General features: G+C 71.3%; 13 protein-coding genes. 9 read left to right on the top strand and 4 right to left on the bottom strand.

Annotated elements, in window-relative coordinates:
- Positions 1-20: 20 nt before the first annotated feature.
- On the bottom strand, positions 21-2,090 hold the full coding sequence (locus GBN72_RS21715; RefSeq protein WP_151773548.1) for a PhoX family protein: 2,070 nt from the start codon (positions 2,088-2,090) through the stop codon (positions 21-23).
- 281 nt (positions 2,091-2,371) lie between these two features.
- Here GBN72_RS21715 and GBN72_RS21710 point away from each other — a divergent pair, with 281 nt between their 5' ends.
- From GBN72_RS21710 to GBN72_RS34240, 5 genes are all read left to right on the top strand, one after another.
- Positions 2,372-4,303 carry a VWA domain-containing protein gene (locus GBN72_RS21710; protein ID WP_151773547.1) on the top strand — a complete coding sequence of 644 codons (1,932 nt, stop codon included), beginning with the start codon at positions 2,372-2,374 and terminating at the stop codon, positions 4,301-4,303.
- 130 nt (positions 4,304-4,433) lie between these two features.
- The gene (gene metG / locus GBN72_RS21705) at positions 4,434-6,143 is read left to right on the top strand and encodes a methionine--tRNA ligase (RefSeq protein WP_151773546.1); all 1,710 of its coding nucleotides are present in this window, start codon (positions 4,434-4,436) and stop codon (positions 6,141-6,143) included.
- Positions 6,144-6,259: 116 nt separating this feature from the next.
- Entirely contained in the window at positions 6,260-6,625 is a 366-nt protein-coding gene (locus GBN72_RS21700) for a PH domain-containing protein (RefSeq protein WP_151773545.1), read from the top strand.
- A gap of 91 nt (positions 6,626-6,716) precedes the next feature.
- Positions 6,717-7,184: a hypothetical protein gene (locus GBN72_RS21695; protein WP_151773544.1), complete on the top strand. Its 468-nt coding sequence runs from the start codon at positions 6,717-6,719 to the stop codon at positions 7,182-7,184.
- A gap of 72 nt (positions 7,185-7,256) precedes the next feature.
- Complete coding sequence (locus GBN72_RS34240; protein ID WP_164540792.1) at positions 7,257-7,397, top strand: hypothetical protein; 141 nt, start codon at positions 7,257-7,259, stop codon at positions 7,395-7,397.
- Between the two features lie 23 nt (positions 7,398-7,420).
- Here GBN72_RS34240 and GBN72_RS21690 read toward each other — a convergent pair whose 3' ends face one another.
- Both GBN72_RS21690 and GBN72_RS21685 read right to left on the bottom strand, forming a co-directional pair.
- Positions 7,421-7,633 (bottom strand): DUF397 domain-containing protein, encoded by a 213-nt coding sequence (locus GBN72_RS21690; RefSeq protein WP_151773543.1) that lies wholly within the window; start codon positions 7,631-7,633, stop codon positions 7,421-7,423.
- A complete protein-coding gene (locus GBN72_RS21685; RefSeq protein WP_151773542.1) occupies positions 7,630-8,505 on the bottom strand; it encodes a helix-turn-helix domain-containing protein in 876 nt (291 codons plus the stop codon). Before GBN72_RS21685 ends, GBN72_RS21690 begins: the two co-directional genes overlap by 4 nt.
- Before the next feature lie 161 nt (positions 8,506-8,666).
- On the opposite strand from GBN72_RS21685, the gene GBN72_RS21680 reads away from it, so the two are divergent.
- The 3 genes from GBN72_RS21680 to GBN72_RS21670 all read left to right on the top strand — a co-directional run bounded on the left by GBN72_RS21680 (position 8,667) and on the right by GBN72_RS21670 (position 10,864).
- The gene (locus GBN72_RS21680) at positions 8,667-9,194 is read left to right on the top strand and encodes an ATP-binding protein (protein ID WP_369695898.1); all 528 of its coding nucleotides are present in this window, start codon (positions 8,667-8,669) and stop codon (positions 9,192-9,194) included.
- Positions 9,195-9,333: 139 nt separating this feature from the next.
- Positions 9,334-10,203 carry a helix-turn-helix domain-containing protein gene (locus GBN72_RS21675; protein WP_151773540.1) on the top strand — a complete coding sequence of 290 codons (870 nt, stop codon included), beginning with the start codon at positions 9,334-9,336 and terminating at the stop codon, positions 10,201-10,203.
- Between the two features lie 49 nt (positions 10,204-10,252).
- Positions 10,253-10,864 carry a Uma2 family endonuclease gene (locus GBN72_RS21670; protein ID WP_151773539.1) on the top strand — a complete coding sequence of 204 codons (612 nt, stop codon included), beginning with the start codon at positions 10,253-10,255 and terminating at the stop codon, positions 10,862-10,864.
- Between the two features lie 59 nt (positions 10,865-10,923).
- On the opposite strand, the gene aspS is transcribed toward GBN72_RS21670, so the two are convergent.
- Positions 10,924-12,687 (bottom strand): aspartate--tRNA ligase, encoded by a 1,764-nt coding sequence (gene aspS, locus GBN72_RS21665; RefSeq protein ID WP_151773538.1) that lies wholly within the window; start codon positions 12,685-12,687, stop codon positions 10,924-10,926.
- A 279-nt stretch (positions 12,688-12,966) separates the two neighbouring features.
- Here aspS and GBN72_RS21660 point away from each other — a divergent pair, with 279 nt between their 5' ends.
- The gene (locus GBN72_RS21660; protein WP_151773537.1) at positions 12,967-15,108 is read left to right on the top strand and encodes a SpoIIE family protein phosphatase; all 2,142 of its coding nucleotides are present in this window, start codon (positions 12,967-12,969) and stop codon (positions 15,106-15,108) included.
- Positions 15,109-15,145: the final 37 nt, after the last annotated feature.

Genomic DNA, 15,145 nt, shown 5'->3' with positions numbered 1-15,145 from the left:
CGGCTCTCCCGTAGGAGCCGTCAGACCCCGATGTCGCCGCCGTCCTGACGCCACACGGCGACCACGGCCGGCCGGACGTACGTGCCCGGACCGTCGGGCCACTGCGAGGCCGGGTTGGCCACGTCGGCCCCGTCGACCTCGCCCGGGTGCTGGACGGCGACCAGCACCCGGCGGTCCTGCACCAGCGGACCGCAGGTCTCCGCGCCCTTCGGCACGGTCAGGAACTGCTTGAGCTCGCCCCGGCGGTCACCCGTGACGGCGACGCCGAAGAGGCCGTCGTGGTTGCCCAGCGCGTTGCCGTCGGTGGAGATCCACAGGTTGCCGTGCGGATCGAAGGCCACGTTGTCCGGGCAGGAGATGGGGCTGACCTTCTCCTTGGGGAAACCGGCGAAGTAGGTGGCCGGGTCGCTCGGGTCGCCCGCCACCAGGAACAGCTTCCAGGCGAACTCGAGGGCGTCGGGGCGGTCACGCTTCTCGGTGAGCTCCAGGACCTGGCCGTGCTTGTTGAGGTTGCGCGGGTTGGCCTCGTCCGCACCGGGCTTGTTGGTCTTGCCGCGGTCGGTGTTGTTGGTGAGCGCCACATACACCTTGCCGGTGCGGGGGTTGGGTTCGACGTCCTCGGGGCGGTCCATCTTGGTCGCCTGGCGCTTGTCACCGGCCAGACGCGTGAAGACGAAGACCTCCTCGGCCGTCATGCCCGGCACGTGCGAGACCGCGCCGTCGGCGGTGGCGGTGGCCAGCGGGATCCATTCGCCACCGCCGTCGAACTCGCCGTCCGAGGGGAGCTTTCCGGTGCCGTCGAACTCGGCGACCGGGGAGTCACCCTTGAACCGGGCGACGTAGAGGGTGCCCTCGTCGAGCAGCGTGAGGTTGTGCTCCCGGGCCGCGCGGGAGTTGCCCCTCGCCATCCGCTTGGAGCCGACGAACTTGTAGACGTAGTCGAAGCGCTCGTCGTCGCCGGAGTAGATGACCGGGCGGCCGTCGGCGGTGAGGCTGACGGTCGCGGCCTCGTGCTTGAAACGGCCCAGCGCGGTGCGCTTGCGCGGCGTCGAGTGCGGGTCGGACGGGTCGAACTCGACCACCCAGCCGAAGCGGTGGACCTCGTTCGGCTCCTGGGCGACGTCGAAACGCTTGTCGAAGCGCTCCCACTTGCGCTCGGTGGCGCCGGTGCCGATGCCGTAGCGGGAGTCGGTGGTGCGACTGGAGTTGGCGAAGTACTGGTTGAAGTTCTCCTCGCCGTGCAGCGTGGTGCCCCACGGGGTGGTGCCGCCCGCGCAGTTGTTGAGGGTGCCGAGCACCCTGGTGCCGGTCGGGTCGGCGGAGGTCTTCAGCAGGTCCGAGCCGGCCGCGGGGCCGGTGAGGCGGAACTCGGTGGTCGCGGTGACACGGCGGTTGAGGCGGTGACGGCGGACGGGGCGCAGCGCCCCGGTCCGGCGGTCCTCCTCTACGACCACGGCGGACAGGCCGTGCGCCGCCCAGGCGATCTCGACCTGGTCGCGGGTCGGGTTCGCGGCGTCGTAGTCGCGGAACATCAGGATCTCGTCGGTGTACTCGTGGTTGGCGACGAGGATCTGGCGGTGCGGCTCGCCCTTCAGCGGGAGCAGCGCCAGGAAGTCGTTGTTGTAGCCGAACTGACCGGCCTGGGCGGCGGCGGTCTGGTTCTCCGGGTCGAACTCCGGGGCGCCGCGCAGGATCGGCTCGCCCCAGCGGATCACCACGTTCTGCCCGTAGCCGGCCGGAACGGTGACCTGGTCGGCGGTGTTGGGCGCGACCGGGGTGAAGCGGAGGCCGCGGGCGCCGTCCGGCTTCGCGGGCCGTCCACGGCCGGCCTCGGAGGCCTGCGCGGGGCGCGCGCCGCCCACCACTGCGGCCGAACCGGCCGCGGCGGTGACCGTGACCACGGCCGCGGCGCGCATCACCGAGCGGCGGCTGACGGCACCGGCCACGATGTCGCCGATGTAGTCGTTGTCGCTGGTGTTCGGGACCTCGTGGAAGCAGGCGTCACCACAACGGAAGCGACAGGTCAGGGCGGACCGGCCGCCGGGGTGCGCTTGGGACGGTGTTCCGATGAGCGGCAGCAGTTTGCGCACGTTCGATTCTCCCCTTGTGCCCTAGGTGTGGGCGTGACGCTAGGGAGGAAGACGTGCGGGAACGGATCGTCCGCGTGAATGCGGGGTGAACCGGGGGCAGCGAAACGGCTCTCGAACCCGCGTGCGGCGTGGGTGCACCCGATGGGATGCATCCGGTCGGGTGCGGGCAGGGGACCGGGGCGTGCGCCCCTTACCTGGCGGCCAGAAGGGGGCCGCTAACCTTACGTGTCCGTCCAGGCCAGTGTTCGACGGGCTTCAGCTCCTCCGAAGGGTAGCGACACATGGGCATCTTCTCTCTCCTGCGGAACGCGTTCGGAAAGGGGCGCAAGGAACGTGCCGCCGATCCGGAGCCCACGGTCCCGCCCCAGGGCGGTGCCCCGGACGAGACGTCCGTGAAGGTTCCGGCGCAGTCCTCCGCCCCGGACTCCGCCGACGCCCCCGCTTCTGCCGCTCCTGCCGCTTCCGCCTCTTCGGCCGCGGAGGTCTCCGAGCAGCCGACAGGTCGGACGGAACACGAGCTGGTGGCCGCCGCGTTCGACGGTGTCGCCATTCCGCGCCCCACCGAGCCGGGCGACGACGCCGCTCCTGCCACCGCCGCGGAGCCCGAGGCCGCACCCGTTCCGGAGACGGTGGCGGACCCGGCGGAGGTGGCCGAGGCGGAGGCCAAGGTCGCGGAGAAGATCGAAGACGCGAAGGCCACCGGGTCCGACGACGACGCGGAGGCCGCGGCCGCGGAGCCCACCGCCGCGGAGCCTGCCGCCGCGGAGCCTGCCGAGGCCGCCGAGCCCGCCGAGCCCGCCGAGAAGCCTGAGCCGAAGCCGGAGGCGGAGCCCACCGCCGACGCGGAGGCCGCCGCCCCGGAGGAGACTGAGGCGGAGGGTGTCGACGACGAGCGCGCCGTCGACCCGCAGCCGAGAGACGCCGCCGAGTCAGTGCCCGCCGCTGACGCCGACGAGCAGACCGAGCCCGCCGCCGAGGCGCAGCCGGCCGAGGCCGAGGTGGCCACCGAGGAAGAGCCCGCTGCCGAGGCCGAGGCCGCCGCCCAGGACGAGCCCGCTGCCGAGGCGGAGCCCGCCGCCGAGACGGAGACGTCGGCGGAGGCGAAGGCTGAGCCTGAGGTCGCCGCGGAGCAGGACGCCACCGTCGAGCCGGAGGCGGCGCAGGAAGCCGAGCCCGAGCCCGCCGGTCAGGATGACTCCGCCGCCGAGGCGCCGGCGGAGGCACAGGCGGAGACCGAAGCGGAGCCCGAGTCGGCCCCGGAGGCCGACGCCGAGCCTGCGGCCGAGGCCGAGCCGGAGCCCGCGGCCGAGCCCGAGGACGCGGCCGAGACTGCGCCGGAGCCGGCGCCCGCGGCTGACCCCGAGGCCGCCGCCGAGCCCGAGCCCGAGCCCGAGCCCGAGCCCGAGCCCGAGCCCGAGCCGGAGTCCGAGGCAGCCGAGGACGAGCCCGCCGCCGAGGCAGAAGCCGAAGCCGATCCCGCGCCCGCGGCCGAGGCCGCGCCGGAGGACGAGGCCGTGGTGGCCGGTGGGGGGAAGGCCACGGGCGCCGCTGCCGTGCCCGCACCGCTCGCCGCCGCCCACGCCGCCGCGACCGCCGCCCTGGAGGCCCGCGGCCTCGCGGAGGCCAAGGCCCGGGTGTACCTCGTCCTCGACCGGTCCGCGTCGATGCGGCCGTACTACAAGGACGGCTCCGCCCAGGCGCTCGGCGAGCAGGCCCTCGCCCTGGCCGCGCACCTCGCCCCGGGAAGCGCGGAGGACACCGCGCTCCCCGTCGTCTTCTTCTCCACCGAGATCGACGGCACCGGTGAGCTGACCCTCGCCGAGTTCGAGAACAAGGTCGACGACCTGCATGCCGGGCTCGGCCGGATGGGCCGCACCAGCTACCACGCCGCCGTCGCCGAGGTCCTGCGCCTGCACGACGCCTCGCAGGACCCGAAGGCCCCTGCCCTGGTGGTCTTCCAGACGGACGGCGCCCCCGACGCCAAGACCCCGGCCACCCAGGCGTTCACCGACGCCGCCGCCTCGCACCCCGGCGTCTTCTTCTCGCTGGTGGCATTCGGCGAGCACGACAACAAGGCGTTCGACTACGCCCGCAAGCTGAAGACCGGCAACACCGCGTTCTTCCACGCCGGCCCGACCCCGCTCGAGCTCACCGACCGCGAGCTCTACGACGGCGTCCTCGCCGCCTGGCAGCCCGGGGCCGAGAAGTCCTGACACCCGGGTCCAGAACCCCGCAAGATCAACGGCGCCGCCCCCTCCCGGCAGATAAAACGGGAGGCGGGCGGCGCCCGCATGTCGGCTACGATTTCAAGGTTCGAAGACATTGCGACCTGGGAGCAGCCCCGTGGCTCGACACCTCATCACCAGCGCCCTTCCGTACATCAACGGGATCAAGCACCTGGGCAACATGGTGGGGTCCATGCTCCCGGCCGACGTGTACTCCCGCTACCTGCGCCAGCGCGGCCACGACGTGCTGTACATCTGCGCCACCGACGAGCACGGCACGCCCGCCGAGCTCGCCGCGAAGGAGCGGGGCCTGCCGGTCGCCGAGTTCTGCGCCCAGGCCCACGACGCGCAGAAGGCCGTCTACGACGGCTTCGAGCTCGCCTTCGACCACTTCGGCCGCAGCTCCTCGCAGGAGAACGTCGAGATCACCCAGCACTTCGCGCGGAAGCTGAACGAGAACGGCTTCATCGAGGAGCGGGCGATCCGCCAGGTCTACTCGCCGGCCGACGGCCGGTTCCTCCCGGACCGCTACGTCGAGGGCACCTGCCCGCACTGCGGCTACGACAAGGCCCGTGGCGACCAGTGCGAGAACTGCACCCGCGTCCTGGACCCGACCGACCTGCTGAACCCCCGCTCGGCGATCTCCGGCTCCACCGAGCTGGAGGTCCGCGAGACCAAGCACCTCTTCCTCCTCCAGTCCAAGCTGCAGCACGAGGTCGAGGCGTGGGTGACCGCGCACGAGGACCAGTGGCCGCAGCTGTCCTCCTCCATCGCCCGCAAGTGGCTGACCGAGGGCCTGCACGACCGCGCGATCACCCGTGACCTCGACTGGGGCGTCCCGGTCCCGGCCGACACCTGGCCGGAGCTGGCCGCCGAGGGCAAGGTCTTCTACGTCTGGTTCGACGCCCCGATCGAGTACCTGGGCTCCACCAAGGAGTGGGCCGACCAGGACCCCGCGAACCGTGACTGGAAGTCCTGGTGGTGGGAGGCCGACGACACCGTCCGCTACACGGAGTTCATGGCCAAGGACAACGTGCCGTTCCACACGGTGATGTTCCCGGCCACCCAGCTCGGTGTGCGCGAGCCGTGGAAGAAGGTCGACGTCGTCAAGGCGTTCAACTGGCTGACGTACTACGGCGGCAAGTTCTCCACCTCGCAGAAGCGCGGCGTCTTCACCGACCAGGCGCTGGAGATCCTCCCGGCCGACTACTGGCGCTACTTCCTGATCGCCAACGCCCCGGAGTCCGACGACTCGTCGTTCACCTGGGAGCACTTCACGGCGACGGTCAACAAGGACCTGGCGGACACGCTCGGCAACTTCGTCAACCGGGTGCTGTCCTTCTCGAAGAAGCGCTTCGGTGAGGAGGTCCCGGCGGGCGCCGAGGCGGGCGAGGCCGAGGCGAAGCTGGGCGAGCAGATCGCCGGGCTGCTGGCCGAGTACGAGACCCAGATGGAGGCCCTGCAGTTCCGCAAGGCCGCGGCCGCGCTGCGCGCGCTGTGGTCGGCGGGCAACTCCTACCTGGAGGAGAAGGCCCCCTGGCTGGAGATCAAGACCGACAAGGACGGCGCCGCGCTCACCCTGCGCACGGCGATGAACCTGATCCACCTGTACGCGATCGTCTCCGAGCCGTTCATCCCGGCCAGCTCCCGGGCGATGCGCCAGGCGTTCGAGCTGGCCGACGACACCGCCGCATGGGTGTCGGCCGAGGAGGCCCGCGCGCTGGCGTTCCTGCCGGTGGGCACGCCGTTCACCGTGCCGCCGGTGCTGTTCGCCAAGCTCACCGACGACGACCTGGCGGCCTACAAGGAGCGCTTCGGCGGCGAGTGACCGCCGTCACTCCCTGTTGTCGTACCCCCGTGCGAGGATCGGTGTGAAGACATCGCTGTGAAGACCGGCCGGCCGGCCGCTCTTCACAGCGATCACCACCGACCGTGGGGGGAACCATGGCTCTGTTCGGCAACGCGCACCCGATCGACCCGGCCCAGGCGGCCCAGGACTACGCCCGCCTGCTCGGCCAGGGTGAGCAGGTGCGGGCCGCCTACCTGCTGATCCGCGACACCATCATGCTCACGGACCGTCGCCTGATCCTGGTCGACAAGCAGGGCATCACCGGCAAGAAGACCGAGTACCACTCGATCCCGTACCGCTCCATCACCCACTTCGCGGTGGAGACGGCCGGCACCTTCGACCTGGACGCCGAGCTCAAGATATGGGTGTCCGGCTCCCAGCTGCCGATCCAGAAGACGTTCACCAAGGGCGTGGACATCTACGAGGTGCAGGCGATCCTCACCCAGTACGTCGCCAGCTGATGGACGCCGGGGCGGGAAAAACCGCGCGGTACCGGACGTACCGACCGCCCCGGCTTCGCAACGCGTGGCAGTGGCTCTAGGGTTGCCGCTCATGGCAATCCCCCAGGTCATCCCGATCGCCCATGAGCCGGACGGCCGTACGGCCACCATCGGCCGGTACGCCGACGGCCAGTTCCTGGCATCGGTGACATACGCCTACCCCGTCGGGTACCGCCCCGACGACGGGTGGGAGCAGCAGCGGCGGCTCTACGCCGTCCTGCACACGTTCGACGCGGACGGTGTGCACCGCGACACCGACGTCTGGTGCGGTGGCACGTGGGCCGACCAGCAGCGTGACCCGGCGGTCCTCGGCCAGGCCGAGGCCCACCTGACCAAGCTCCTGGAGACCCTCCCGTCCCGCCAGTACGGCGACATAGCCGTCCGCCCCTTCCGCCACACCGTCGACGACGTTCTCTTCGGCCTCCTCGTCGAGTCCGAGGACGAGGGCGACGAGTGGACCGAACTCCACCCCGACCGCCTCGGCTTCGGCCCCCCGTGGAACGGCGAGTACGAGGCCTGACGGCCGCCGATCGTGTGAGGCCCGGACGAGAACCGGCCGGGTCCATGACCACGGGCTCTAGGTTCGGCTCCTGTGGCGACCAGAGTGCTGGACCAGGAAGAGTTCGAGGAACTCGCTCGAACGGGCTACCGGATCAACGAGGCCCTGCGGCTGGAGTGTGTCGAGGGGCGGGTCGTGGAGCAGCCGCTGCCGGACGGCCCACCGAGCCGCTGAAGGACTGGACCCGCTGACGGCGGTCAGTTCTCGGACGCGTACGCCACGAAGTCCGCCCACGCCTCCGGCGCCAGCGCGAGGCGGGGGCCGGCGTCGCGGTACTTGGAGTCGCGGACGTGCACGGTGCCGGGAGACGTCGCGACCTCGACACAGGACTCGCCGTCGTTGCCGCCGCTGTAGCTGCTCTTAAACCACGCCAACTCGGAGTTGTCCCCGGCAGAGGCCTTGCGGATCATGTCTCTCCCAGCAGTTGCTCGATGAAGGCCAGCGACTCCCACGGCGGGAGGGCTTGCGCCCGGATGGTGCCATACCGCAGCTCCAGGATGTGCAGCTGCCTCGGGTCGGTGACCGGACGGCCGTTGAACGCCCCGTCCGAACGCGCGATGGCCGTGCCGTCCGCGAACTTCAGCAGCTCGATCCTGCCGTCCAGGCCGGAATGAACCGTCACGCGCGTTGGCATCACCTGAAGTGTGACGCTGCGCATCCGCCCCACCTCCAGCAGGCGTTCGAGCTGCTGTCGCCACACCATTGTGCCGCCCATCGGGCGTCGTAGGGGCGCCTCTTCCAGGACGAAGTGGATCGAAGGAGCCGGGTCGCGGTCGAAGACCGACTGCCGGGCCAGCCGAGCCGCCACCATGCGCTCCACGTCGTCGAGGGAGTAGGGCGGTTGCGCTGCCCTGATGACCGCCCGCGCGTGCTCAGGCGTCTGCAACAGCCCGGCGACGATGTTGCACTCGTACACCCCGATCTCGACCGCTCGCGCCTCCATGTCCGCCAAGGCCCGCACCTTCTTCGGGTACCGGACCTTCGCCACGTCGTCCTTCATCGCGGCGAGCAGCCCGCCCGCCGCCAGCACCTCGTCCGCCCTGTCCAGGTACTCCGGCCGGGGAATCCGCTTGCCGCCCTCGATCTTGTAGACCAGGTCCTCGCCGTAGCCCACGGCCTTCCCGAAGTCGCCGGCGCGCATCCCCACGGCCTCCCGCCGCAGCTTCAACTGCCGCCCCACCGTGGCGACCACGGCAAGGCCCCACTCGTCGTCCGGGTCGACCTCCCACCCCGGCTCGTCAGCCTCGGTCCTCAGTCGCCGGACCTCGCCGTCCACCGTCATGCGCGCGCCCCTCCGTCGTGCCGCCGCCTCGTACCAGCCCCGCCCTACCCGTACGCACCGCCCCGACAAGCCCGGACACCGCCGGACAAGCACCGGACAGTCACCGTACGCAGCCGCGTTGTCACTCGCCACGGTAGGCGCATCCGGCCACGCTGAGTGACGTGAACGAGAATCCCGTCCGCGACTTCAGCGTGCTGCTGTCCCCCACCCCCCGTGGCGCACGACTCGCGCGTCTGCTCGCCGCCGAGCAACTGCGCGCCTGGGGACTTCCCTTGGCCCCGGCACAGCACGTCGTGGCCGAACTGGCCAACAACGCCTCCACCCACGGACGCGTCCCGGGCCGCAACTTCCGGCTCCGCCTCGCCGCCGTCGGCGGGATCCTCCGCATCGAGGTGACGGACACACGCGGTGACCGGCTTCCGAGGATCCGCGCCACGGGCCTCACCGACGAGGCAGGCCGGGGTCTGGCCCTCGTGGCCGCCCTCGCCGACCGCTGGGGCGTGGCCCAGGACCTGCCGCCCCGCAAAACGGTCTGGGCCGAACTCGCCCTCCCGGCACGGGATGCACCGGGTCCCGGCCGCTTGGGCTCCGGTCCGGCTCGCGCTCCCTATGAACTACACACGGGGGAGAAAGCACCCCACCAAACCCCACCCTTCCCTCCCGCCGGGCAAACTCACTCCCGCGAGTGAATATGCCCGAGTGGACTGGATTTGGCACCGGTTGCCTGGCTTACGCTCAGCGCGACACAACAACAGACATGCGACGGCCCCCGCCGGGACTGGCATCCCGAGCGAGGGCCTGACCACCGAGGAAGAAAGCCGCTTCCTGATGGGTACCGAAAACCCTAGCGCGCCCTCGCGCGCCCAGTCCCGTGTCCGGGGCGAAATCCGCGCAGCCGGTGAGCCGTTCGCGGGCGTCGTCCACGACCACGCCCGCCACACCGAGAACTTCACGGTGATCGGCAACGAACTGGCCCAGCACCGGGATCTGTCGCTGCTCGCCATCGGGCTGGCCTGCTACATCCAGTCCGTGCGGCCCGGTACCGCCGTGGACATCAAGACGCTCACCGCCCGCTTCCCCGAGGGCTCCACCCGTATCGCCGCCGCCCTGCGCGAGCTCGAGACACACGGCTACCTGCGCCGCACCCGCGAGCGGACGGCCACCGGCCGGGTCGTCACGCGGACGGTCTCCTGCAACAGGCCCGGTCACCGCGCCGCCCGGGAGGCGGCCACCCGTCGGCCCGCCCGGCGCGCGGCCCCGGACGAGCCGTCGCCACGCAGGCGGCTGCCCGCCGTGCCCCAGCCCGCGTTGCCCGCACCCGCCCTCCTCCGGGCGGCCGTCGACATCCTCTCCGGGCTACGCCGCCACGACCCCCGTCTGCTCCTGTCGGCCACCGACGCCGAACACCTCGCGCCGGGCGTCGTCGCCTGGCTGGAACGCGATGTCTCCCCCAGCGCCGTACGCCACGCCCTGACCGAGAACCTGCCGCACGAGCCCCTGATCAGGCCGGCCGCCCTCCTCGCCCACCGCCTGACGGCGCAGCTCCCGCCCGTACCGCCCATCCGGCCCCCGGCCGCACCCGCGCCCGAGCCCCGGCATCCCCTCCAGTCCTGCGACCACTGCGACCGCGCCTTCCGGGCACCGTCCCCCGGCCTCTGCCGCGACTGCCGGGTCGAGCACGGCGAGGCCGCCGCCTAGCATGAGAGCGACGATCCTTGCCCGTGGGCACAGACGAGGAGCGAGCGCCATGACCATCGCCCCGGACAACGCACAGCAGGGCACCTCTCACCCGTACCGGGCCATGCGGGATTTCGTCCAATCCATGGACGACGCCCTGCCCGGGAAGTTCGAGGTCACCAAGGAAGGGATCGTGCACGACATGATGTCGCCGGGAGGACCTCACGAGGTCACGGCCGCACACATCAGCCGTCGTCTGGAGCGGATGATGCCGGACGAGTTGCTGGCCCATACCGGCACGCCTGATGTGGAGGACGAGCCCGAGGGCATCATGCGCCATCCCGACGTGATGGTGATCGCGTGGGCGGACCTGAATGTCCAGGGTTCGATCGACCCTCGCGCGCTGATCGCCGCCATCGAAGTGGTCTCCAAGTCCAACCCGGACAACGACTGGGTCACCAAGACGCGTGACTACCCCCTCATGGGCGTTCCCATCTACGGGATCTTCGACCCGCGCACCGGCACCGGTGCCGTCCTCACGGACATCCACCCCACCCCTGACGGACCCCGCTACGCCACCCGCAAAGACTTCGTCTACGGCGAGGACGTCACCATCGGTGAATGGACCATCTCCACCGACAACCTGCCGCGCTACGAGAACGGGACCGGCGGACACCGCTGAACACAAAGGCCCGGCGCCGGAGGTCAGCTCCGGTGCCGGGCCCCTGTGACCGTCGAGGACTACTTCGGCTGCGGCTTGCGCACCGAGAGGTGCAGCTCGCGCAGGCGGGCCTCGTCCAGCTCCGTCGGCGCGCCCATCATCAGGTCCTGGGCGTTGCCGTTGAGCGGGAAGGCGATGGTCTCGCGGATGTTCGGCTCGTCGGCCAGCAGCATCACGATGCGGTCCACGCCCGGGGCGATGCCACCGTGCGGCGGGGCGCCGAAGCGCAGCGCGCGCAGCATGCCGGCGAACTCGCGCTCGACCGTCTCGGCGTCGTAGCCGGCGATCTCGAACGCCTTCAGCATGATCTCCGGCTCGTGGTTCCGGATCGCGCCGGAGGACAGCTCCACGCCGTTGCAGACGATGTCGTACTGCCAGGCCAGGATGTCCAGCGGGTCCTGCTTCTCCAGCGCGTCCATGCCGCCCTGCGGCATCGAGAACGGGTTGTGGGAGAAGTCGATCCGGCCGGTCTCCTCGTCCTTCTCGTACATCGGGAAGTCGACGATCCAGCAGAACCGGAAGACGCCCTCCTCGAAGTGGCCGGCCCGCTTGGCGGCCTCGACGCGGACCGCGCCCATGATCTTCGAGACCTCGTCGAACTCGCCCGCGCCGAAGAAGACCGCGTGGCCGGCGGCCAGGCCGAGGCGCTTGGTCAGCTCGGCGACGTTGTCCTCGGTGAGGAACTTGGCGATCGGGCCGGTCAGTGAACCGTCCTCGGCGACGCGGACCCAGGCCAGGCCCTGCGCGCCCAGGTCGACGGCGAACTGGCCGAGCTGGTCGAAGAACTTCCGCGGCTGGGCGGCGACGTCCGGCACCGGCAGGGCGCGCACGTGCTTGCCGGCGAAGGCCTTGAAGTCCGAGCCCTCGAAGACGTCGGTGATGTCGACGAGCTCCAGCTGGGCGCGCAGGTCCGGCTTGTCGGAGCCGTATTTCAGCATCGACTCACGGAACGGGATCCGCGGGAACGGCGAGGTGACCTCGCGGCCCTTGCCGAACTCGGTGAAGAGCTCGGTCATCAGCTTCTCGATCGGCTGGAAGACGTCCTCCTGCTCGACGAAGCTCATCTCGACGTCGAGCTGGTAGAACTCGCCCGGCGAACGGTCGGCGCGGGCGTCCTCGTCGCGGAAGCAGGGCGCGATCTGGAAGTAGCGGTCGAAGCCGGAGATCATCAGCAGCTGCTTGAACTGCTGCGGCGCCTGCGGCAGCGCGTAGAACCGGCCCGGGTTCAGGCGCGACGGCACGACGAAGTCGCGGGCGCCCTCCGGGGAGGTGGCGGTGAGGATCGGCGTCGCCATCTCGTTGAAGCCGAGCGCGGTCATCTTGTGCCGGATGGCGGAGATGACGGCGGTGCGCAGCATGATGTTGCGGTGCATCCGCTCGCGGCGCAGGTCGAGGAAGCGGTACTCCAGACGGCGCTCCTCGTTCACCCCGTCCTCGGCGTTGATGGTGAACGGCAGCGGGGCGGACGCGCCCAGCAGCTCGACCTCGGAGACCTCGACCTCGACCTCACCGGTCGGCAGGTCGGTGTTCACGTTCTCCGCGCCGCGGGAGACCACCTTGCCGTCCACCCGGACGGTCGACTCCTTGGACATCTTGTCCAGGGCCTCGTAGGCGGCCGTGCCGGGACGGGCGACCAGCTGGGTGATGCCGTAATGGTCGCGCAGATCGATGAAGAGGATGCCGCCCAGGTCGCGCCGATTGTGCAGCCAGCCGCTCAGCCGGACGTCGGTGCCGACGTCAGAGGCGCGGAGCTCGCCGCAGGTGTGGGACCTGTACCGATGCATCGTCGTTCATCCAGTCTTCGTGGAAGCGGGGTCTCCCGGCATGGCTCGACCGGGCCATCCCAGGGTACCGGTCGCGCTGTCACGGCTTCCCCTTGGTTTCCCGCCGCCCGGAAGGACCATCGCGGTCGTCCGGAGCGCCGGTCGGGCCCTTCCTCCCGGCACGGCCGTCCCGCGCGACCGCGGACGTCCGAAGGTCCACCCTGACGGCGGACATCCATGAGGAATGAATGCCTCCACTTCCGATGGCAGGCTTACTGACCGTCTTCCTACAGTGGGGCAATGCGCCACCACGATCCCCTGCCGGCCGAGAAGGTCCCGGAGGTCCTGTCGATCCTCTCGATCGGCCTCTGGCAGTGGGACACGGCCAACGACAGGATCACCGCCGACGCCGAGGCCGCCCGCCAGTTCGATCTGCCCGCCGAGCCGGTGGAGCTGCGGGGCGCCGAGCTGCGGGCCCGGATCCACCCCGAGGACTGGAACGAGATGCTGGGCGTCGTCCAGCTGGCGGTCGCCGAGAACACCCTCGCCGAGACGCGGGTCCGGGTGATGGACGGCGGCAACCGGGTCCTGCGCACCCTGCGGTCCCGCTGCCGCCCGTCCTACAACGCGCAGAGCGACTCCTACGAGGTCGTCGGCATCATCCAGGAGGTCAGCGACCCCGTGCCGGGGGTCACCCCGCAGGGACCGGTGATCGGCGACTGGCGGCGCAACCGGGAGGCCTTCCTGCTGGACGCGGGCCGGGCGCTGGCCGAGGCGGAGTCCACCCACGAGGTCCTGCGGGTCGCCGCGGGACTGTCCATGCCGGGGTTCTCCCCGGACGGCCTGGCGGTCTTCGGCGTCGAGGGGAGCCGGCTGACGGTGGTCGGCCACCACGGGCAGCCCCAGCAGGACGCGTTCCCCTTCACCCAGATGTCGGTGGAGACGGACTACCCCGCCGCCGAGGTGATCCGCACCGGCCGGGCCGTCTACATCCGCTCGCCCGAGGAGTACCGCACCCGCTACCCGGGCGGCTGGCCGCTGGCGTCGCGCTTCCAGCGGAGGTCCTGGGCCTTCCTGCCGCTGGTGGTGGGCGGCCGGACCCTGGGAGCCTGGATGGCCGGCTTCGCCCATCCGGTGAAGTTCACGCCCGACGAACGCTCCGTGCTCACCACGGTGGCCCGGATGCTGGCGCAGGCCCTGGCCCGGGCGGGCACCGCGGAGACCGAACGCGAGCTGACCCAGGGCCTCCAGGCCTCGATGATGCCGCGCCTCGGCCCCAAGATCCCGGGCATGGAGATCAGCGGCCGCTACGTGCCCACCGGCGGCGGCCTCCAGGTGGGCGGGGACTGGTTCGACATGATCCCGCTGCCCGGCAGCACCGCGACCCCCGGCCACGGGGGCCGGTTCGCCCTGGTCATCGGTGACGTCCAGGGCCACGACGTACAGGCGGCGGGCCTGATGGGGCAGCTGCGCATCGCGCTGCGCGCGTACGCCGCCGAGGGACACCCGCCGGACGCGGTGCTCTCCCGCGCCTCCCGGTTCCTCCAGGGCATCAACGACTCCGAGGGCACGGACGACACCCGGTTCGCGACCTGCCTCTACGTCGAGGTCGACCCGGACAGCGGCGCGCTCACCATCGCCCGGGCGGGTCACCTCGACCCGGCGATCAGGCTCGCCGACGGCACCGTCCTGCTGCGGCCGACCGCGGGCGGGCTCCCGCTGGGCATCTGGCCGGACACGGACTACCCCGTCACCGAGTTCGTGCTCGACCGCGGGGAGACGCTGCTGCTGTGCACCGACGGGCTCGCCGAGACCGGGGGCCACGACCTGCTCACCGGCTGGGAACGCGTGCGCGACGTCCTGGAGGGTTCCTCCGACGCCGGCGACATGGAGGAGCTCGCCGACACCCTGGTCTCCACGGTGCTGGGACCCGCCTCGCACCACTACACCGGGCCGCTGCCGGACCGCCGTGAGGACGACATCGCGTTCGTCCTGCTCCACCGGCCCTCCGAGAGCGAGGAATCCCGCGCGGGGCGGGGCGCGGCGCGCTGGCCGGTCCGCAGGATGGTCGCGACGATCGCCCAGGACGAGGCCGACCGCATCGGTGACGCCCGGGAGGAACTGCGGCAGCTGCTGCACGACTGGCGGGACCTGGACCAGGTCGACTCCGCCGTGCTGCTGACCTCCGAGATGCTGGCGAACGTCCTGATGCACACCGACGCCGACGCGACCCTGCTCGCCCGGGTCAGCGGGGCGGAGGGGTCGCGTCGGCTCCGGGTGGAGGTCACCGACTTCGGTGAGGCGCTGCCGCACAAGCGGGACCCGGGTGAGCTGGCGTCCTCCGGACGTGGTCTGTTCCTGATCGAGCAGCTCGCCTCCGCGTGGGGCGTCGACCCGCGCGGGGCGGGCAAGACCATCTGGTTCGAGCTGGGCGAACCCTGACGGCGGCCGGGCCCCGCCGGCGGGAGGCGGGACCCGA

It is taken from the genome of Streptomyces abyssomicinicus (assembly GCF_008974245.1).
GTDB classification, from domain to species: domain Bacteria; phylum Actinomycetota; class Actinomycetes; order Streptomycetales; family Streptomycetaceae; genus Streptomyces; species Streptomyces abyssomicinicus.
This window is presented reverse-complemented; position numbering and strand designations above follow the sequence as displayed.